Here is an 18870-nt window from a genome sequence, read left to right on the forward strand (position 1 = left end):
TGGACAGGGCGCTCGGTGATCATGCTCACGGATTGCCACCTTCCGGCATCGGCGCGGGAGTTCGGGGCGGCGGGGTGACCCGCAAGGTCACCGTGCCGACCGACAGCGTACGCGCCACCGTTTGCGCAGCTTGGGCCACCCGGTATAGGTGCGGCCGGTCACACCGTGTTAGGGCGTGTCGCGGCGGCGCGGCCCGCCCCGACGCGCCGGACAGGCGAGTTCGGCGTACGGATGTTTAGCCTCGCTCGATAGGGTCACGAAAGAGGGTTCCGCCCACCTGCCGAGGAGCACAAATCATCGTGGCTGCCAACCGATCCGAGCCTGCCCCACTCAACTGGTCCGAGCTGGACCGCCGGGCCGTCGACACCGCGCGGGTGTTGGCCGTCGACGCCGTCGAGAAATCCGGCAACGGCCACCCGGGCACGGCGATGAGCCTGGCACCCGTCGCATACCTGCTGTTCAACCGCGTCATGCGGCACAACCCGGCCGATCCGCACTGGGCGGGCCGGGACCGGTTCGTGCTGTCGGCCGGCCACTCCAGCCTCACCCTCTACGTCCAGCTCTTCCTCAACGGCTTCGGGCTCGGCCTGGAGGACCTCCAGTCGCTTCGGCAGTGGGGTTCACTCACCCCCGGTCACCCCGAACACGGCCACACCAACGGCGTCGAGACCACCACCGGTCCGCTCGGGCAGGGCGTCGGGAACGCGGTCGGCATGGCGATGGCGGCCCGCCGCGAACGCGGCCTGTTCGACCCCGACGCCCCGGCCGGGCAGTCCCTCTTCGACCACCACATCTGGTGCATCGCCTCCGACGGCGACATCGAGGAGGGCATCAGCCACGAGGCGAGCGCCCTCGCCGCCCACCAGCAGCTCGGCAACCTCGTCCTGATCTACGACGACAACGAGATCTCGATCGAGGACGACACCCGGATCGCCAAGAGCGAGGACGTCGCCGCCCGCTACGCGGCGTACGGCTGGCACGTGCAGACCGTCGACTGGCGGCGCGGCGACGCCGACCAGGACGACTACCACGAGGACGTCGAGGCGCTGTACGCCGCGCTGCTGGCCGCCAAGGCCGACACCGACCGGCCGTCGTTCATCGCGCTGCGCACCATCATCGGCTGGCCGGCTCCCAACAAGCGGAACACCGGCAAGATCCACGGATCGGCGCTCGGCGCCGACGAGGTCGCCGCCACCAAGAAGCTGCTCGGCTTCGACCCGGCGCAGACCTTCGCCGTCGACGACAAGGTGCTCGCCCACGCCCGCGAGGCCCTCGACCGCGGCCGGGCCGCCGCCGCGAAGTGGCAGACCGAATTCGACGCCTGGAAGAAGGCCGACGCCGAGCGGGCCGCGCTCTACCAGCGGATGTCGACGCGTACGCTGCCGGCGGGCTGGACCGACGCGCTGCCGACGTGGCCGGCGGACGCCAAGCCGATCGCCACCCGGGCCGCCTCCGGCCAGGTCCTCAACGCCCTCGCCCCGGTGCTGCCCGAGCTGTGGGGCGGCTCCGCCGACCTGGCGGAGAGCAACAACACCACCATGAAGGGCGAGCCGTCGTTCGTGCCGGCCGAGCACGCGACCAGGGAGTTCCCCGGCAACCCGTACGGCCGCACCCTGCACTTCGGCATCCGTGAGCACGCCATGGGCGCCATCCTCAACGGCATCACGCTGCACGGCGGCACCCGCCCCTACGGCGGCACCTTCCTGGTGTTCAGCGACTACATGCGCCCCGCCGTCCGGCTCGCGGCGCTGATGAAGCTGCCGGTCGTCTACGTCTGGACCCACGACTCGATCGGCCTGGGCGAGGACGGCCCGACCCACCAGCCGGTGGAGCACCTGTCGGCGCTGCGCGCGATCCCCGGCCTCGACGTGGTCCGCCCCGCCGACGCCAACGAGACCGCCTGGGCCTGGCGGCAGGCTCTCGAACACACCGACCGTCCCACCGCCCTCGCCCTCACCAGGCAGAACCTGCCGGTGCTGGACCGCACGTCGCTCGCCGGGCCGGAGGGAACCGCCAAGGGCGGCTACGTCCTGGCCGACGCGTCGAACGCCCAGCCCCAGGTCATCCTGATCGGCACCGGCTCCGAGGTCGAGCTCTGTCTCGCCGCCCGCGAGCGGCTGGAGGCCGACGGCACCCCGACCCGGGTCGTGTCGATGCCGTGCCAGGAGTGGTTCCGGGCCCAGGACGAGGCCTACCGGGAGTCGGTCCTGCCCCGCGGGGTAAAGGCACGGGTGAGCGTGGAGGCCGGGATCGCCATGTCGTGGCGGGACCTGGTCGGCGACTGCGGTGAAACGGTCAGCCTGGAGCACTACGGGGCGAGCGCGCCGTACAAGGTGCTCTACGAGCAGTTCGGGTTCACCGCCGACAACGTCGTCGCGGCCGCCCACGCGTCGCTGACCCGGGTGGGCGCCATCACCGGCACCACCACCGGCAACTGAGGGGACTGTCATGACGGACCGGCTTGCTGAACTCACCGCCACGGGCGTGGCGATCTGGCTCGACGACCTCTCCCGCAACCGGCTCAGCTCCGGGGGGCTGGACCAGCTCCGGCGCGAGAAGCACGTGGTCGGGGTCACCACCAATCCGACGATCTTCGCCAAGGCACTGGGCGACGCCGACGAGTACAACTGGCAACTGCACGACCTGGCCACCCGCGGCGTGACGGTCGAGGAGGCCGCCCGCATGCTCACCACGTACGACGTGCGGTGGGCGTGCGACGTGATGCGCCCGTCGTACGACGCGACGAACGGCGTCGACGGCCGGGTGTCGATCGAGGTGGACCCGCGGCTGGCGCACGAGACGGACAAGACCGTCGCCGAGGCCAAGGCGCTGTGGTGGCTGGTCGACCGGCCCAACCTGTTCATCAAGATCCCGGCGACCGCCGCGGGCCTGCCGGCGATCACCGCGACCCTGGCCGAGGGGATCAGCGTCAACGTCACGCTGATCTTCTCGCTCGAGCGGTACGCCGAGGTGATGGACGCCTTCCTCGCCGGCCTGGAGCAGGCGAAGGCCAACGGCCACGACCTGGCCAAGATCGGCTCGGTCGCGTCGTTCTTCGTCTCCCGGGTCGACACCGAAGTGGACAAGAGGCTCGACAAGCTCGGCTCCGACGAGGCCAAGGCGCTGAAGGGCAAGGCCGCGATCGCCAACGCCCAGCTCGCCTACCAGCGCTACAGCGAGGTCTTCTCCTCGGCCCGCTGGCAGGCGCTCGCCGACGCCGGCGCGCACCCGCAGCGTCCGCTCTGGGCCTCCACGTCGACGAAGAACCCCGACTTCCGCGACGTCATCTACGTCGAGGAACTCATCGCCCCGGGCACCGTCAACACCATGCCCGAAGCCGTCATCCACGCGTACGCCGACCACGGCGAGACCCGCGGCGACACCGTCACCGGCGCCTACGACGACGCCCGCGGCGTGCTCGACGCGCTCACCGCGAACGGCATCGACCTCGCCGACGTGGTCGCCGTACTCGAACGCGAGGGCGTGGAGAAGTTCGAGGCCAGCTGGAACGAACTGCTCGACGGCGTACGCAAGTCGCTGGACTCGGCGGCGCAGGGCGCGGCCACCCCCAACAAGGCAGCCGGAGGCAACTCGTGAGTGATCTGCTGGACGGTGGCGTCGAGGCGGCGGCGGGGCTCGCCGTCTACGGCGCCGACGCGGTCGACAAGGAGGCGCCCGCCTCCACCCGGGCCGCGCTGGTCGCCGACGGCGTACCGGGCAAGCTCGCCGCCAAGGACCCCACGCTGTGGGGCCCGGAGGCCGAGGAGGAGGCGAAGATCCGCCTCGGCTGGATCGACACCTTCAAGCGCAGCCGGGAACTGCTCCCCCAGCTCGCCGAACTACGCGCGGAACTGGGCGACCTCGACCACGTCGTACTCGCCGGGATGGGCGGGTCGTCGCTGGCGCCCGAGGTCATCGCCCGCACCCTGGGCAGGTCGCTGACCGTCCTCGACACCACCGACCCGCACCAGGTCGGCGCCGCGCTGCGCGAGCGCCTGGACCGCACCGTCGTGGTCGTCGCCAGCAAGTCCGGCTCCACCGTGGAGACCGACAGCCACCGGCGCGCCTACTGGCAGGCGTTCCTCGACGCCGGCCTGACCGAGGCCGAGGCCGGCCGGCACTTCGTCGTCGTCACCGACCCCGGCTCGCCGCTGGAGGCGACCGCGGCGCAGATGGGCGCCCACGTCGTCCTCGCCGACCCCGAGGTCGGCGGCCGCTACTCGGCGCTGACCGCGTTCGGCCTGGTCCCGTCGGCGCTGGCCGGGGTCGCCGTCGCCGACCTGCTCGACGAGGCCGACGAGTTCGCCCGCTCGCTGGCCGGCGACACCGACAACCCCGGCCTCGCCCTCGGCGCGGCACTCGGCACCGCCGCCACCGTCGGCCGCGACAAGGTCGCGCTGGTCTCCGACGGCACCGGCATCGAAGGACTCGGTGACTGGATCGAGCAACTCGTCGCCGAGTCGACCGGCAAGAGCGGCATCGGCATCCTGCCGGTCGTCGTCGAGGCCCCGGAGAGCCCGGGCGCCACCGGCGACGACGTACTCACCGTCACCACCGGCGGCGCCTGCCCGCCCGGCACCGTGCCCGGCGGCGGCGTACGCCCGCACCTGGCCGTCAACGGCCCGCTCGGCGCCCAGTTCCTGGTCTGGGAGTACGCCACCGCGGTCGCCGGCCGGGTGCTCGGCATCGACCCGTTCGACCAGCCGAACGTCACCGAGTCCAAGGACAACACCAACCGGCTGCTCGCCGCCGGCCTGCCCACCGAGACGCCCGCGTTCAGCGAGGGCGCCGTCGAGGTGTACGGCGGCACCGGCGGCACCCTCGCCGAGGTGTTGCGCGGGCTGGTCGACGGCGTCGTCGGCGACGGCTACCTCGCCGTGATGGCCTACCTCGACCGGTTCGGCGACGCCGCCGCGGCCGACGTACGCCCGCTGCTCGCCGCCGCGTCCGGCCGGCCGGTCACCTTCGGCTGGGGACCCCGGTTCCTGCACTCCACCGGGCAGTACCACAAGGGTGGGCCGCAGGTCGGGTCGTACCTCCAGATCACCGGTGCGGTCACCGACGACCTGCCGGTGCCGGGCAAGCCGTACAGCTTCGGGACGTTGCAGGCGGCGCAGGCCGCCGGCGACCGGGAGGCCCTCGCCGGCCGCGACCGGCCGCTCGTCCGGCTGCACCTGACCGACCGGGCCGCCGGCGTGGCGCAGCTCCTCGACGCCGTTCGTAACCTGCGGGGCTGACAATGGCCGGCGTGAACCCGCTACGTGATCCGCAGGATCGGCGGCTGCCGCGGATCCCCGAACCATGTGCGCTGGTCATCTTCGGGGTGACCGGCGACCTGTCCCGTAAGAAGCTCCTCCCGGCGGTCTACGACCTGGCCAACCGCGGCCTGCTGCCGCCCGGCTTCGTGGTCGCCGGCTTCGCCCGCCGCGACTGGGGCGACGGCGACTTCGAGTCGATGGCATACGAGTCGGCGAAGAAGCACGCCCGGACCCCGTGGCGGGAGGAGGTGTGGGCCCGGCTCGTCGGCAACATCAAGTTCGTCGGCGGGTCGTTCGACGACGACGCCGCGTTCGACCACCTCGTCGAAACCCTCGACGAGCTGCGCGAGACGCACGGCATCCCGGGCAACGCGGCGTTCTACTTCTCCATCCCGCCGGCCGCGTTCCCGGTCGTGCTCAAGCAGCTCGCCCGCACCGGCCTGGCCGACAACGCCAAGTCCGGCGGCTGGCGGCGGGTCGTGGTGGAGAAGCCGTTCGGGTTCGACCTGCCGTCGGCGAAGGCCCTCAACGACCTGGTCGACGACGTCTTCACCCGCGACGACGTCTTCCGGATCGACCACTACCTGGGCAAGGAGACGGTGCAGAACATCCTTGCGCTGCGCTTCGCCAACAACCTCTTCGAGCCGCTGTGGAACTCCCGGCACGTCGACTCGGTGCAGATCACCATGGCCGAGGACGTCGGGATCGGCACCCGGGCCGGGTTCTACGACACCGCGGGTGCCGCCCGCGACGTGCTCCAGAACCACCTGCTCCAGCTGCTGGCCCTGGTCGCGATGGAGGAGCCGACCAGCTTCGACGCCGCCGAGATCAGGACCGAGAAGCTGAAGGTGCTGAAGGCGATCGCGCTGCCCGAGGACGTCGCCACCGGCACCGTACGCGGCCAGTACCTGCCCGGCTGGGTCGCCGGTGAACGGGCCGTCGGCTACCTCGACGAGAACGACGTGCCGAAGGACTCCACCACCGAGACGTACGTCGCGGTACGGCTCGGCATCCAGAACCGGCGCTGGGCCGGGGTGCCGTTCTACATCCGGTGCGGCAAGCGGCTCCCCCGCCGCGTCACCGAGGTCGCCATCATGTTCAAGAAGGCGCCCCACCTGCCGTTCAACCCGGCCGACGTCGAACTGCTCGGGCACAACCAGCTCGTCATCCGGGTCCAGCCCGACGAGGGTGTCGTGCTCAAGTTCGGTTCCAAGGTGCCGGGCACCACGATGGAGCTGCGCGACATCGCCATGGACTTCCAGTACGGCGAGGCGTTCACCGAACAGAGCCCGGAGGCGTACGAGCGGCTGGTGCTCGACGTGCTGATCGGCGACCGCACCCTGTTCCCGGACGCCGCCGAGGTCGAGCAGAGCTGGGCCGTGGTCGACCCGCTGGAGCAGGCGTGGGAGGGCACCAAGCCGGAGCCGTACCGGTCCGGCGAGTGGGGGCCGCGGGCCGCCGACGAGATGCTGGCCCGCGACGGCCGGTCCTGGCGGCGGGCATGACCGGCCGGGCGTCGGACGTGACCGGGCCGGTGTCGGGCGTGACCGAGGCGACCTGGAGGAACCCGTGATCGGGCTGTGGGACACCACCGGCAACGAGGTGGTGAAGGCGCTCGCCGCCGAACGGCGCAGCGCGGGCGGCGTCGCCAGCGGCATGGCGCTGACCCTGATCGTGGTCGTCGACGAGAAGCGGGTCCGCGAGGCGGAGGCGGCGGCGACCATCGCCGCCGCCGCCCACCCGTGCCGGCTGCTGGTCGTCGTCCGCTCCGACATCAACGGCGAACGGAACCGGCTCGACGCCGAGATCGTCGTCGGCGGCCGTCTCGGCCCCTGCGAGGCCGTCGTCATGCGGATGTCCGGCCGGCTGGCCCTGCACGCCGAGTCGGTCGTGATGCCGCTGCTGGTGCCGGACGTACCGGTGGTCACCTGGTGGCACAGCGAGCCGCCGGACGAGATCGCCACCGACTTCCTCGGCATCGTCGCCGACCGGCGGATCACCGACACGGCGCAGGCGGTGAACCCGGTCGAGGCGCTGCACCGGCGGGCGGCCGACTACGCGCCGGGCGACACCGACCTGGCCTGGACCCGGATCACGCCGTGGCGCACCCTGGTCGCCGGGGCGTTCGACACGACCGCGGCCGAGGTGACCGAGGCCACCATCACCGCACCGCCGACCGACCCGACGGCGGCGCTGATGTCCGGCTGGCTGAAGGCCCGGCTGGGCATCTCCCCCACGTTGCGGGAGACGACGGAGTTTCCCCGCATGCGCTCGGTCGAGCTGCGCTGCGCCAACGGCGACGAGCTGGAACTGGTCCGCGACGGCGGCATGGCGACGTTCCGGCGTACCGGCCAGAACGAGCGGCAACTTCCGCTGGTCCGTCGCCCGCTCGGCGACGAACTGGCCGAGGAACTGCGCCGGCTCGACGCCGACCAGATCTACTCGCAGTCGCTGGAGGCGATGGCCGGCGAATCGGGCCTCGAGGAGCGGCCGGCGCAGCGGGTGCACGTGTGGCGCGATCCGATCACCGCGAAGCGGGCCGAGGCGCAGATGGGTGCGCACGCCGGTCCGGGTGGGTCGGCCGGGTGAGCGGGCCGGAGCCGGAGGTGCCGATGGCCGGCGTACGCCGGAACGTGCTCGGCGACCGGGACGAACTGGTCCGGGTCGTCGCCACGCGGCTGGTCGAGACGCTGGCCGGGGCGCAGGCGGCCCGGGGCGCGGCGTCGGTGGTGCTCACCGGCGGCCGGGTCGCCGCCGACATCTACCGCACGGTCCGTGACCTGTCCGACCGGGACCGCGTCGACTGGTCCAGGGTCGACGTGTGGTGGGGCGACGAGCGCTTCCTGCCGGCCGGCCACCCCGACCGCAACGAGACCCAGGCCCGGGCGGCGCTGCTCGACGCGCTGCCCCTCGACCCGGCCCGGGTGCATCCGATGCCCGCCGACGACGGGCCGGACGGACCCGACCCGCAGGCGGCGGCCCAGCGGTACGGGCAGGCCCTCGCCGCGGCCGCCGGTCCGGACGGCGACCTGCCACGGTTCGACGTACTGCTGCTCGGGGTCGGTGAGGACGGGCACGTCGCGTCGGTGTTCCCCGGCCATCCGGTCACCGGTGCGACCGAGCCGGTGGCCGCCGTCCGGGACAGCCCGAAGCCGCCGCCGGTGCGGATCACCCTCACCCTGCCGGCGATCAACACCGCCGGCGAGGTGTGGCTGGTCGCGGCCGGTGCCGACAAGGCCGGCGCGGTACGGCTGGCCCTGACCGAGTCCGGCACCGCCGCGCCCCCGGCCGACGCCGGGCCGGACGGCTGGGCGGGGCCGGCGGGGCCGCTGCCCGCGGCGGCCGTCCACGGCGTCGACCGCACCCGCTGGTTCCTGGACGCCGAAGCGGCCCCGTCCACCGGCTGACGGGGCGGAGTGGATCAGGCTTCGCCGCGGCGTCGGCGCAGGGCGGCCAGGGCCTCGGCGAGGATCGCCGCGCCGTCGGCTTCGCTGCGCCGCTCCTTCACGTATGCCAGGTGCGACTTGTAGGGCTCGGGCCGCGCCGGCCCCGGCGGGTTGTCGGCGTCGAGGCCGCCCGGCTGCCCGCAGCGGGGGCAGTCCCAGGTGGCCGGCGGCGGCACGTCGGCCGCGAGCAGGATCGGGTTGGCGTGCCCGCCGGCACACCAGTAGGTGACCGACCGGCGGGGTGCGGGTTCACCGCGCTCGATCGGTCGCATCGGACCGGATCCGATCCGGACACCCCGGATGGCGCTGCCACTGGCCACGGTCGTTCGCTCCTGTCGTCGGGTGCGGTGCCACCGGACGGCGGCGCGACACGATGGAGCGCGACGTGCGGCCGCCGGACCCGAGCGGCAACGGACGATCGGCCGCCAAGAATTCGGCGCGCGGACCGCAGTGCGGTCCGCGCGCCGAGTCTACGACTGTTCGCGGCTCAGGAGGCGCCCGTGTTCATGGCGAGCTTGAGCCAGAGGCCGAGCCCGACGATGCAGGCGAACCACACGATGCCGACGAGAACCGTGTAGCGGTCGAGGTTCTTCTCCGCGACCGACGACCCGGCCAGGCTGGAACTGACACCGCCGCCGAACATGCTCGACAGACCGCCACCCTTACCGCGGTGCAGCAGGATCAGCAGGGTGAGCAGGGCGCTCGTGATGACCAGCAACACGATCAACGTGTATGCGAACGCGATCGGCATAGTTAGGTCAGTCCTCTCGATTACGGGGCCGCGCCAAGGATAGCGGTAGGACCGCGATCATGTGCACCGGGTACGGATCGACCCCTCGCCACCGTCCTGGTGACGAGGGGTCGACGACCGGCTACCGGGAGACGTGCTCCGGGAAGCGAACGATCTTGGCGAACTCGTCGGCGTCGAGACTCGCCCCGCCGATCAGCGCGCCGTCGACGTCCGGCTTCGCCATGATGCCGGCGATGTTCGACGACTTCACCGAACCGCCGTAGAGCACCCGGGTCCGCTCGCCGGTCTCCTTGCCGAACCGCTCGGCGACCCGCTCGCGGACCGCCCCGCAGACCTCCTGGGCGTCTTCCGGGGTCGCCGTCTTGCCGGTGCCGATCGCCCAGACCGGCTCGTACGCGATGACGACCTTCTCGACCTGCTCGGCGCTGAGCCCCTTCAGGGCCGCGTCGAGCTGATCGCTGCAGTGCGCGACGTGGCCGGCCGCCTCGCGGACCTCCAGACCCTCGCCGACGCAGAGGATCGGCGCGAGGCCGTGGGCCAGCGCCGCGGCGACCTTGGCGTTGACGGCCGCGTCGTCCTCGTGGTGGTAGGCCCGCCGCTCGGAGTGCCCGACGACGACGTACTGGCAGCCGAGGCGGGCGAGCATCGGGCCGGAGATGTCACCGGTGTAGGCCCCGGACGCGTACGGCGACAGGTCCTGGGCGCCGTACCCGATCAGGAGCTTGTCGCCGTCGATCAGCGTCTGCACACTGCGCAGGTCGGTGAACGGCGGCAGCACCACCGTCTCGACCTCGGTCAGCTGCTTCTCGTTGAGACTGAACGCCAACTTCTGGACCAGCGCGATCGCTTCCAGGTGGTTGAGGTTCATCTTCCAGTTGCCGGCCATCAACGGCCGGCGGACAGTGTCAGCCACCGAGCTACCCTTCCAGCGCCGCGATGCCCGGGAGGATCTTGCCCTCCAGGTATTCCAGCGAGGCACCCCCGCCGGTCGAGATGTGTCCGAACGCGGACTCGTCGAGTCCGAGGGTGCGTACGGCCGCCGCCGAGTCGCCGCCGCCGACGACCGTGAACCCGTCGACCTCGGTGATCGCCTCGGCGACGCCCCGGGTGCCGGCCGCGAACGGCTCCAGCTCGAACACGCCCATCGGCCCGTTCCAGAAGACCGTGCGGGCGCCGCCGATCGCCTCGGCGAAGAGGCTGACACTGCGCGGGCCGATGTCCAGCCCCATCCGGTTGGCCGGGATGGTGGCGGCGTCGACGACGGTCCGCTCCGCGTCGGCCGAGAACGCCGTGGCCGCGACCACGTCGACCGGCAGCACGATCCGGTTGCCGGCACGCTCCAGCAGGTCCCGGCAGATCTCGACGCGGTCCTCCTCCAGCAGCGACTGGCCCACCTCGTAGCCCTGCGCCTTGAGGAACGTGAAGCACATGCCGCCGCCGACCAGCAGCCGGTCGACCTTCGGCAGCAGCGACTCGATCACCGCCAGCTTGTCGGAGACCTTCGAGCCGCCGAGCACGACCACGTACGGCCGCTCCGGGTCGCCGGTCAGCTTGGCCAGCACCTCGACCTCGCGCAGCACCAGCCGGCCGGCGAAGTGCGGCAGCCGCTCCGGTACGTCGTAAACGCTGGCGTGCCTGCGGTGCACGGCACCGAAGGCGTCGTCGACGTACGCGTCCGCGAACGCGGCGAGCTGGTCGGCGAACGCGCCCCGCTCGGCGTCGTCCTTGCTGGTCTCCCCCGGGTTGAACCGCAGGTTCTCCAGCAGCGCCACCTGCCCGCCGGTCAGCGCGCCGACCGCGGCCCGCGCCGACTCGCCGACGGTGTCCTCGGCGAAGACCACCTGGGAGCCGAGCAGGTCACCGAGCCGGGTCGCCACCGGCGCCAGGCTGTATTTCGGGTCCGGCGCGCCCTTGGGCCGCCCCAGGTGCGAGACCACGACCACGGCCGCACCGGCGTCGCGCAGCGCGGTGACCGTCGGCAGCACCGCCCGGATCCGGCCGTCGTCGGAGATGACGCCCGGATGCTCCTTCTCGAACGGGACGTTCAGGTCGGCGCGTACGAGTACGCGCCGACCCGACACACCCTCGGCGAGAAGATCATCGAGGGTACGGATGCTCACAGGGACGAACCCACCAGCTTGACCAGGTCGACCAGGCGGTTCGAGTAGCCCCACTCGTTGTCGTACCAGCCGACGACCTTGACCTGGTCGCCGATCCGCTTGGTGAGGCCGGCGTCGAAGATGCAGGAGGCCGGGTCGGTGACGATGTCGCTGGAGACGATCTCGTCCTCGGTGTAGACCAGGATGCCCTTGAGCGGGCCCTCGGCGGCGGCCTTGAGCGCGGCGTTGACGTCCTCGACCGACGCCTCACGCGACAGCGTGACGGTCAGGTCGGTGGCCGAGCCGGTCGGGATCGGCACCCGCAGCGCGTAGCCGTCCAGCTTGCCCTTCAGCTCCGGCAGCACCAGGCTGACGGCCTTGGCCGCACCGGTCGAGGTCGGCACGATGTTCAGCGCCGCCGCGCGGGCCCGGCGCAGGTCCTTGTGCGGGCCGTCCTGGAGGTTCTGGTCCTGGGTGTACGCGTGGATGGTGGTCATCAGGCCACGCTCGATGCCGAACGTGTCGTTGAGCACCTTGGCCATCGGCGCGAGGCAGTTGGTGGTGCACGACGCGTTGGAGATGATCGAGTGCTGCGCGGGGTCGTAGGTGTCCTGGTTGACACCCATGACGACCGTCACGTCCTCGTTCTTGGCGGGGGCCGAGATGATGACCTTCTTCGCGCCGCCGTCGATGTGCGCCCGGGCCTTGTTGGCGTCGGTGAAGAAGCCGGTCGACTCGACGACCACGTCGACACCGAGGTCGCCCCAGGGCAGCTTGCCCGGGTCCTTCTCCTCGAAGACCTTGACGGTGTGGCCACCGACGGTGATCTCGTCCGCGGTCGCCTTCACCTCCTGCGGGAAGCGGCCGAGGATGCTGTCGTACTTGAGCAGGTGGGCGAGCGTCGCGTTGTCGGTCAGGTCGTTGGCGGCGACGATCTCGATGTCGGCGCCCGACGCGGACACCGCCCGGAAGAAGTTGCGGCCGATGCGGCCGAAGCCGTTGATGCCAACCCGGATGGTCACAGGTTCCATCTCCTCGCATTCTGGTCCGCCGGGAAAGCCCGTGACCGGCGGAAATTCTGTGCGCCGACCGTCCGCGGTCGGCCGCCGAAGGTCACCCCGGCCGCCCCGCCACGCCTCTGGAAGAAGCTCTGACCGCCCGAGGCGGTGCGTGCGGCGGGTTGGGCCGGGTGCCGGCCCCGTCGCCGTACGCTGCGACCCTATCCGAGCGCTGTCCGTCGTGGTGCGTCGGGGCGGAAACCGCCCCGGTCGGTGCTCAGACGACCATCATGTCCGGTGTGACGGCCGCCTCGGTGTCGGGGATGCCCAGGTCACGCGCCCGCTTGTCGGCCAGGGCGAGCAGCCGGCGGATGCGCCCTGCGATGGCGTCCTTGGTCAGCGGCGGGTCGGCGAGCGCGCCCAGCTCCTCCAGCGACGCCTGCCGGTGCTCCAGCCGCAGCTGGCCGGCCGACGTCAGGTGGTTGGGGGCGTCGTCGGCGAGGATCTCCAGGGCCCGGGTCACCCGGGCCGCCGCCGCGACCGCCGCCCGCGCCGAACGGCGCAGGTTGGCGTCGTCGAAGTTGGCCAGCCGGTTCGCGGTCGCCCGCACCTCCCGGCGTACCCGGCGCTCCTCCCAGGCGAGCACGCTGGAGTGCGCGCCGATCCGGGTGAGCAGCGCGGCGATCGCGTCACCGTCCTTGACCACGACCCGGTCGACACCGCGCACCTCGCGGTATTTCGCGGTGACCCCGATCCGGCGGGCGGCGCCGACCAGGGCCAGCGCCGACTCCGGCCCCGGGCAGGTGATCTCCAGGGCGCAGGACCGGCCGGGCTCGGTCAGCGAGCCGTGCGCCATGAACGCCCCCCGCCAGGCCGCCACCGCGCAGCACACGCTGGCCGACACCACGTGCGGCGGCAGGCCGCGCACCGGACGCCCGCGCACGTCGAGCAGCCCGGTCTGGCGGGCCAGCGCCTCGCCGTCCTTGACCACCCGCACGATGTAGTGGCTGCTCTTGCGCAGTCCACCGGACGCCAGCACGTGGATCTCGCTCGGGTAGCCGTAGACCTCGGCCACCTCGCGGCGCAGCCGCCGGGCGACGGCGCCGGTGTCCAGCTCGGCCTCCACGACGACCCGGCCGGAGACGATGTGCAGGCCCCCCGCGAAGCGCAGCAGGGCGGCCATCTCCGCCCGGCGGCAGCAGGGTTTGGGTACGTCGACCCGGCTCAGCTCGTCCTTGACCGAAGCGGTCATCGCCATTTTCTCACGTCACCTCGTGGCCGGTTCCGGCTTGCTGCCGGTGTTTTCGTACGTGCTTAACGAGCGGAACCCAGTACGGGAACCAGTGCGGCCGCCAATGCGGCCGGATCGTGTCGGGGGCCGCCGTCGGAGACCGCCACCGGGGCGAGTAACAGCCGCGCACCCAGCGATTCTGCCGCACGATTGACCGGTTCGGGGTCACCTACGGCTTTCCCGTCCGCGATAACCGTGTCAACTGCCAACTCCGGAAGGTACCGGTGCAGGGCCGCCAGGTGCCCGGCGACCGAAAGGCCGTCGGTCTCCAGTTCGGCGGCCAGGTTGAGGGTCACCAGCCGCCGGGCCGGGCTGGCCACGATCGCGGCGGCGAGTTCGGGCACCAGCAGATGCGGGATCACACTGGTGTACCAGCTTCCCGGGCCGAAGATCAACCAGTCCGCGTCGGCCACCGCCGCCAGCGCCTGCGGGCAGGCCGCCGGCGCGCCGGGGGTCAGGCGTACGGTCTCCACCCGGCCGGTGGTGACGGCGACCTCGTGCTGGCCGTGGACCGTGACCAGCTCGTCGGGGCGGGCCGGGTCGAGCCCCCGTACGTCGGCCTCGATCTCCACCCGGTCGCAGGACATCGGCAGCACCCGGCCGGCCGCGTCCAGCATCCGGGCCGCGTGGTCGAGCGCGGCCACCGGGTCGCCGAGCAGCTCCATCAGCCCGCACAGCACCAGGTTCCCGACCGCGTGCCCGACCAGCGGGTCGTCGGGCTGACCCGCCGGAACCGGGGTGAACCGGTGCTGGAAAAGGTCGGCACTGCGGCGCGTCCGCGGGGTGTCGGCGGCCAGCGCGACGAGCGCCTGCCGCAGGTCGCCGGGAGGCAGCGAGCCACGGTCGGTACGCAGCCGCCCGCTCGACCCGCCGTCGTCGCCGACCGTCACCACGGCGGTGATGTCGAGATCGAGCCGGCACTGCCGCAGCGCCCGTAACGAGGCGGCCAGCCCGTGCCCGCCGCCGAAGGCGACGACCCGGACCGGACCCGGTCCGCCGGACGCCCCCGGTCCCGGCCCCCTCACTCGCGCCCCAGGTCACGGTGTTGCGGGTTGGCCGAAAGCCAGGCCAGCCGCAGCCGGGCGGCCAGCTCCTCGGCGATGGCGACGCTGCGGTGCTTCCCGCCGGTGCACCCGACGGCGACCGTCAGGTAGCGCTTGCCCTCCCGCTCGAACCCCGCGGCGGTGGAGCTGATCAGCCCGGCGTACGCCTCGATGAACGAGATCGCGCCATCCTGGCCGAGCACGTAGTCGCTGACGTCGGCGTCCCGGCCGGTGTGCTCGCGCAACTCCGGCACCCAGTAGGGGTTCGGCAGGAAACGCGCGTCGAGCACGAAATCGGCGTCGGGCGGCAGGCCGTACTTGAACCCGAAGGACAGCACGGTCACCCGCAGCCGGCGGGCGTCCTCGCCGCCGAACAGCTCCTCGACCCGGCGGCGGAGCTGGTTGACGTTGAGATGGCTGGTGTCGATGATCACGTCGGCCTGGTCGCGGGCCTCCTCGAGCAGCTTGCGCTCGGCGGTGATGCCGTCGACCAGCCGTCCTTCGCCCTGCAACGGATGCGACCGCCGGACGCTCTCGAAGCGGCGGATCAGCACCTCGTCGTCGGCGTCGACGAAGACCACCCGGGGCTGGAAGCCCCGCTCCCGCAGCGCCTCGATGGCACCGGCGAGATCGGTGGAGAAGGCCCGGCTGCGTACGTCCAGCACCATCGCGGTCTGCCGGGCGGCCCCACCGGCGGCGTACGCCAGCTCGGCCATCTCGAGCATCAGTGCCTGGGGAAGGTTGTCGACGACGTAGAAGCCGACGTTCTCCAGGGCGCGGGCCACGGTGCTGCGGCCGCCGCCGGAGACACCGGTGACCACCACCAGCCTGGTGTCCGACCGGGTGGCCCCGGGTCCGCTGTCGCTGCGTTCGCTCACGTCGCCTCCTCGCTGCGCTCGGCGGCGCCGTGCCAGAACCTGAACCTGATGGTTCGCTCGCTGGGCTCGCTCACACCGCCCCCTCGCTGCGCTCGGCGGCGCCGTGCCAAGACCTGAACCTGATGGTTCCGCTCGCTCACACCGACCCCTCGCTGCGCTCGGCGGCGCCGTGCCGGGCACGGAGCCCAATGGTTCGCTCGCTCACGATCTCCCCGTCGCGTACGGGCGGCCCGTCGGGCCGCTCGACCAGAATCCGATCCTAGGCGTCGTCACGCCGCACGGCCGGTCCGGACCCGGCGCCGCGCGTGCCGTCCGGGCCGGCGCCGGCGTCGTCACCCGGCCCGCCGGCGGCCGTCGCGGCCGGGCCGGCGACGGCGTCCGGGCCGGCATCCGCCCGGGCGTCCGGTACGGGCGGCGGGGCCGGCTCGTCGCCGAGGGCCGCGAGAATCGCCTCGGCGGTGCGCGGGCCGACCCCCGGCACCTCGGTGATCTCCTCGACCGTCGCGGACGACAGGCGCTTCAGCGAACCGAAGTGGCGCAGCAACGCCTTGCGGCGTACCTCGCCGAGGCCGGGCACCCCGTCCAGGCCCGAGGCGGTCATCCGCTTGGAGCGGCGCTGGCGGTGGTAGGCGATAGCGAACCGGTGCGCCTCGTCGCGGATCCGCTGGAGCAGGTAGAGCGCCTCGGAGGTGCGCGGCAGGATCACCGGGAAGTCGTCGTCGGGCAGCCACACCTCCTCCAGCCGCTTGGCCAGCCCGCACAGGGCGACGTCGTCGATGCCCAGCTCGGCCAGGACCCGGGCGACGACGGCGACCTGCGGCTGCCCGCCGTCGACGACCACGAGCTGCGGCGGGTAGGCGAACCGTCGCGGCCGGCCGGTGGTCGGGTCGAGCAGGCTGCCGGCCGGCCCCCCGTCCGGGCCGCCATCCGGCGCGCTCTCCGCCGGCACCCCGGCGCCCACCGCGGCGTCGGCGCCCACCGCGGCGTCGGCCGCGACCGGGCCGCCGGACAGGCCGGGCCGGTCCGGGGCGGCGGCACCGGCCGGGGTCGCGCTGCCGGCCGGTATCTCCTCACTGGTCGCGTCGAGGTAGCGGCTGAACCGCCGGCGCAGCACCTCGGCCATCGCGGACAGGTCGTCGGTCGCGCCACGGACGGCGAACCGGCGGTATTCACTCTTGCGGGGCAGCCCGTCCTCGAAGACGACCATGCTGGCGACCACGTCGGTGCCCTGGATCTGCGAGACGTCGAAGCACTCGATCCGCAGCGGCGCGGTCTCCATGCCCAGCGCCTCGGCGAGTTCGTCGAGGGCCTTGCCACGGGTGGTCAGGTCGCCGGCCCGCTTCAGCTTGTGCCGGACCAGCGCCTCGGCGGCGTTACGGCCCACCGTCTCCAGCAGGGCTTTCTTGTCACCGCGCTGCGGCACCCGCAGGCTGACCCGGCTGCCCCGGTGGTCGGACAGCCATTCGGTGAGCGCCTCGGCGTCGCCGGGCAGGGCCGGCACCAGCAACTCCCGGGGCACGTCGGCCTCACCGTGCTGGCCGCCGTAGACCTGGGTGCAGAAGTAGTGCACCAGGTCACCGGTGGTCAGGTCCTCGACCTTCTCCACCACCCAGCCGCGCTGGCCGCGGACGCGGCCGCCGCGCACGTGGAAGACCTGGACGGCCGCCTCCAGCGGGTCCTCGGCGAACGCCACCACGTCGGCGTCGGTGCCGTCACCGAACACCACGGTCTGCTTCTCCATCGCCCGGCGCAGCGCGGCGAGGTCGTCCCGCAGCCGGGCCGCCTGCTCGAACTCCAGCCGCTCGCTGGCCTGCGACATCTCGCGTTCGAGCCGGCGGACCATGGTGTCGGTGCGCCCGGCCATGAAGTCGCAGAACCGGTCGACGATCTCGCGATGCTCGTCGGCACCGACCTGGCCGACGCACGGCGCGGAGCACTTGCCGATGTAGCCGAGCAGGCACGGCCGGCCGGCCTGGCCGGCCGCCTTGAAGACCCCGGAGGAACAGGTGCGGGCCGGGAAGACCCGCAGCAGCAGGTCGAGCGTCTCGCGGATCGCCCAGGCGTGCGAGTACGGCCCGAAGTAGCGCACGCCCTTGCGCTTCTCGCCGCGCATCACCTGCAGCCGGGGAAACTCCTCGCCGACGGTGACGGCGAGGTAGGGGTAGGACTTGTCGTCGCGGTACTTGACGTTGAACCGCGGGTCGAACTCCTTGATCCAGGTGTATTCGAGCTGGAGCGCCTCGACCTCGCCGCTGACGATGACCCAGTCGACCGACGAGGCCGTCGTCACCATCTGCTGAGTGCGCTGGTGCAGGTGCCAGGGGTCGGTGAAGTAGGAGTTGAGGCGGCTGCGCAGGTTCTTCGCCTTGCCGACGTAGATGACCCGGCCGCCGGGATCGTAGAAGCGGTAGACCCCCGGCGCCTCGGGAATCGTCCCCGGGGCGGGGCGGTAGGTCGAGGGGTCAGCCACGGCGGCAAGCCTAGCCCGTACCCCCGACAGGACCCGGTCGACGGACCGGACCCGGCGGGCGGGACGACCCGGAGGCGCCGCGCGGGGCGCCGGTCGGCGCCCCGCCGCGACGCCGGTCGTCAGCCCAGGACGATGTTGTCGCCCTGGACGGTGACCGTCTTGCTCTGCAGCGGCGCGGTGGCCGGGCCGCCCTGCGGCGCGCCGTCCTCGATCGAGAACCGGCTGTTGTGGCAGGTGCAGTTGATCATGCCGCCCTCGATCCGGCTGACCGGGCACTGCTGGTGGGTGCAGATCGAACTGAACGCCTTGAAGTCACCCGCCGTCGGCTGGGTCACCACGACCTGCTGGGCGGCGAAGATGACCCCGCCGCCGACCGGTACGTCGGCGGTCGAACCCAGGGTGACGCCGCCGCCGGTGTCGCCGCCGCCGGTCGGTGCGGTGCCGGGCGTGGACGTGCCGCCGTCCGGGGACCCGTCGTCACCGCCGCAGGCGGCCAGTACGACGGTCGCGCCGACCGCGCCGGCACCCGCGAACAGCGAACGGCGGGTGGTGCTGCCCGGCCCGGTCACGACCTGGTCCTCACTCATGCGAAGCCCTTCCTGTCTGCTGGTGGGCCATGGATCTTCCACGACCCAC

16 protein-coding genes are annotated in these 18870 nt (G+C 72.5%); 6 read left to right on the top strand and 10 right to left on the bottom strand.

The window, feature by feature from the left end; translation table 11 throughout:
• The first annotated feature begins 299 nt into the window (after positions 1-299).
• From tkt to pgl, 6 genes are all read left to right on the top strand, one after another.
• On the top strand, positions 300-2438 hold the full coding sequence (gene tkt, locus AB0M79_RS19525) for a transketolase (protein WP_364215311.1): 2139 nt from the start codon (positions 300-302) through the stop codon (positions 2436-2438).
• A 10-nt stretch (positions 2439-2448) separates the two neighbouring features.
• The gene (gene tal, locus AB0M79_RS19530; protein WP_364215314.1) at positions 2449-3597 is read left to right on the top strand and encodes a transaldolase; all 1149 of its coding nucleotides are present in this window, start codon (positions 2449-2451) and stop codon (positions 3595-3597) included.
• Positions 3594-5237 carry a glucose-6-phosphate isomerase gene (locus AB0M79_RS19535; protein ID WP_364215317.1) on the top strand — a complete coding sequence of 548 codons (1644 nt, stop codon included), beginning with the start codon at positions 3594-3596 and terminating at the stop codon, positions 5235-5237. The genes tal and AB0M79_RS19535 overlap by 4 nt, the downstream gene beginning before the upstream one ends.
• Before the next feature lie 2 nt (positions 5238-5239).
• Positions 5240-6763 carry a glucose-6-phosphate dehydrogenase gene (zwf, locus tag AB0M79_RS19540; RefSeq protein ID WP_364215320.1) on the top strand — a complete coding sequence of 508 codons (1524 nt, stop codon included), beginning with the start codon at positions 5240-5242 and terminating at the stop codon, positions 6761-6763.
• A 64-nt stretch (positions 6764-6827) separates the two neighbouring features.
• The gene (locus AB0M79_RS19545) at positions 6828-7847 is read left to right on the top strand and encodes a glucose-6-phosphate dehydrogenase assembly protein OpcA (RefSeq protein WP_357539672.1); all 1020 of its coding nucleotides are present in this window, start codon (positions 6828-6830) and stop codon (positions 7845-7847) included.
• Between the two features lie 23 nt (positions 7848-7870).
• Positions 7871-8665: a 6-phosphogluconolactonase gene (pgl, locus tag AB0M79_RS19550; RefSeq protein WP_364215615.1), complete on the top strand. Its 795-nt coding sequence runs from the start codon at positions 7871-7873 to the stop codon at positions 8663-8665.
• 14 nt (positions 8666-8679) lie between these two features.
• On the opposite strand, the gene AB0M79_RS19555 is transcribed toward pgl, so the two are convergent.
• From AB0M79_RS19555 to AB0M79_RS19600, 10 genes are all read right to left on the bottom strand, one after another.
• On the bottom strand, positions 8680-9024 hold the full coding sequence (locus AB0M79_RS19555; protein ID WP_364215324.1) for an RNA polymerase-binding protein RbpA: 345 nt from the start codon (positions 9022-9024) through the stop codon (positions 8680-8682).
• Positions 9025-9191: 167 nt separating this feature from the next.
• Positions 9192-9455, bottom strand: coding sequence for a preprotein translocase subunit SecG (gene secG, locus AB0M79_RS19560; RefSeq protein WP_212820767.1), 264 nt, complete (start codon positions 9453-9455; stop codon positions 9192-9194).
• Between the two features lie 121 nt (positions 9456-9576).
• Entirely contained in the window at positions 9577-10368 is a 792-nt protein-coding gene (gene tpiA / locus AB0M79_RS19565) for a triose-phosphate isomerase (protein ID WP_364215328.1), read from the bottom strand.
• Between the two features lie 4 nt (positions 10369-10372).
• Complete coding sequence (locus AB0M79_RS19570; RefSeq protein ID WP_364215331.1) at positions 10373-11575, bottom strand: phosphoglycerate kinase; 1203 nt, start codon at positions 11573-11575, stop codon at positions 10373-10375.
• Positions 11572-12576: a type I glyceraldehyde-3-phosphate dehydrogenase gene (gene gap / locus AB0M79_RS19575; protein WP_357544152.1), complete on the bottom strand. Its 1005-nt coding sequence runs from the start codon at positions 12574-12576 to the stop codon at positions 11572-11574. Before gap ends, AB0M79_RS19570 begins: the two co-directional genes overlap by 4 nt.
• Before the next feature lie 253 nt (positions 12577-12829).
• Positions 12830-13810 carry a DNA-binding protein WhiA gene (whiA, locus tag AB0M79_RS19580; protein WP_364215336.1) on the bottom strand — a complete coding sequence of 327 codons (981 nt, stop codon included), beginning with the start codon at positions 13808-13810 and terminating at the stop codon, positions 12830-12832.
• 56 nt (positions 13811-13866) lie between these two features.
• Entirely contained in the window at positions 13867-14868 is a 1002-nt protein-coding gene (yvcK, locus tag AB0M79_RS19585; protein WP_364215339.1) for a uridine diphosphate-N-acetylglucosamine-binding protein YvcK, read from the bottom strand.
• Positions 14865-15764 carry an RNase adapter RapZ gene (gene rapZ, locus AB0M79_RS19590; protein WP_364215342.1) on the bottom strand — a complete coding sequence of 300 codons (900 nt, stop codon included), beginning with the start codon at positions 15762-15764 and terminating at the stop codon, positions 14865-14867. The genes yvcK and rapZ overlap by 4 nt, the downstream gene beginning before the upstream one ends.
• A gap of 259 nt (positions 15765-16023) precedes the next feature.
• Complete coding sequence (uvrC, locus tag AB0M79_RS19595; RefSeq protein WP_364215345.1) at positions 16024-18234, bottom strand: excinuclease ABC subunit UvrC; 2211 nt, start codon at positions 18232-18234, stop codon at positions 16024-16026.
• A gap of 119 nt (positions 18235-18353) precedes the next feature.
• Positions 18354-18821, bottom strand: a complete 468-nt coding sequence (locus AB0M79_RS19600; protein ID WP_364215348.1) for a Rieske (2Fe-2S) protein — start codon at positions 18819-18821, stop codon at positions 18354-18356.
• Positions 18822-18870 lie beyond the last annotated feature (49 nt).

Origin of the sequence: Polymorphospora sp. NPDC051019, assembly GCF_040683055.1 — a bacterium.
GTDB lineage: Bacteria > Actinomycetota > Actinomycetes > Mycobacteriales > Micromonosporaceae > Polymorphospora > Polymorphospora lycopeni.

Excerpts from the sequence above, each read along its gene's own strand:
- tal (WP_364215314.1), top strand. The coding sequence starts at position 2,449 with ATGACGGACCGGCTTGCTGAACTCACCGCCACGGGCGTGGCGATCTGG.
- zwf (WP_364215320.1), top strand. The coding sequence starts at position 5,240 with ATGGCCGGCGTGAACCCGCTACGTGATCCGCAGGATCGGCGGCTGCCG.
- pgl (WP_364215615.1), top strand. The coding sequence starts at position 7,871 with ATGGCCGGCGTACGCCGGAACGTGCTCGGCGACCGGGACGAACTGGTC.
- secG (WP_212820767.1), bottom strand. The coding sequence starts at position 9,455 with ATGCCGATCGCGTTCGCATACACGTTGATCGTGTTGCTGGTCATCACG.
- whiA (WP_364215336.1), bottom strand. The coding sequence starts at position 13,810 with ATGGCGATGACCGCTTCGGTCAAGGACGAGCTGAGCCGGGTCGACGTA.
- AB0M79_RS19600 (WP_364215348.1), bottom strand. The coding sequence starts at position 18,821 with ATGAGTGAGGACCAGGTCGTGACCGGGCCGGGCAGCACCACCCGCCGT.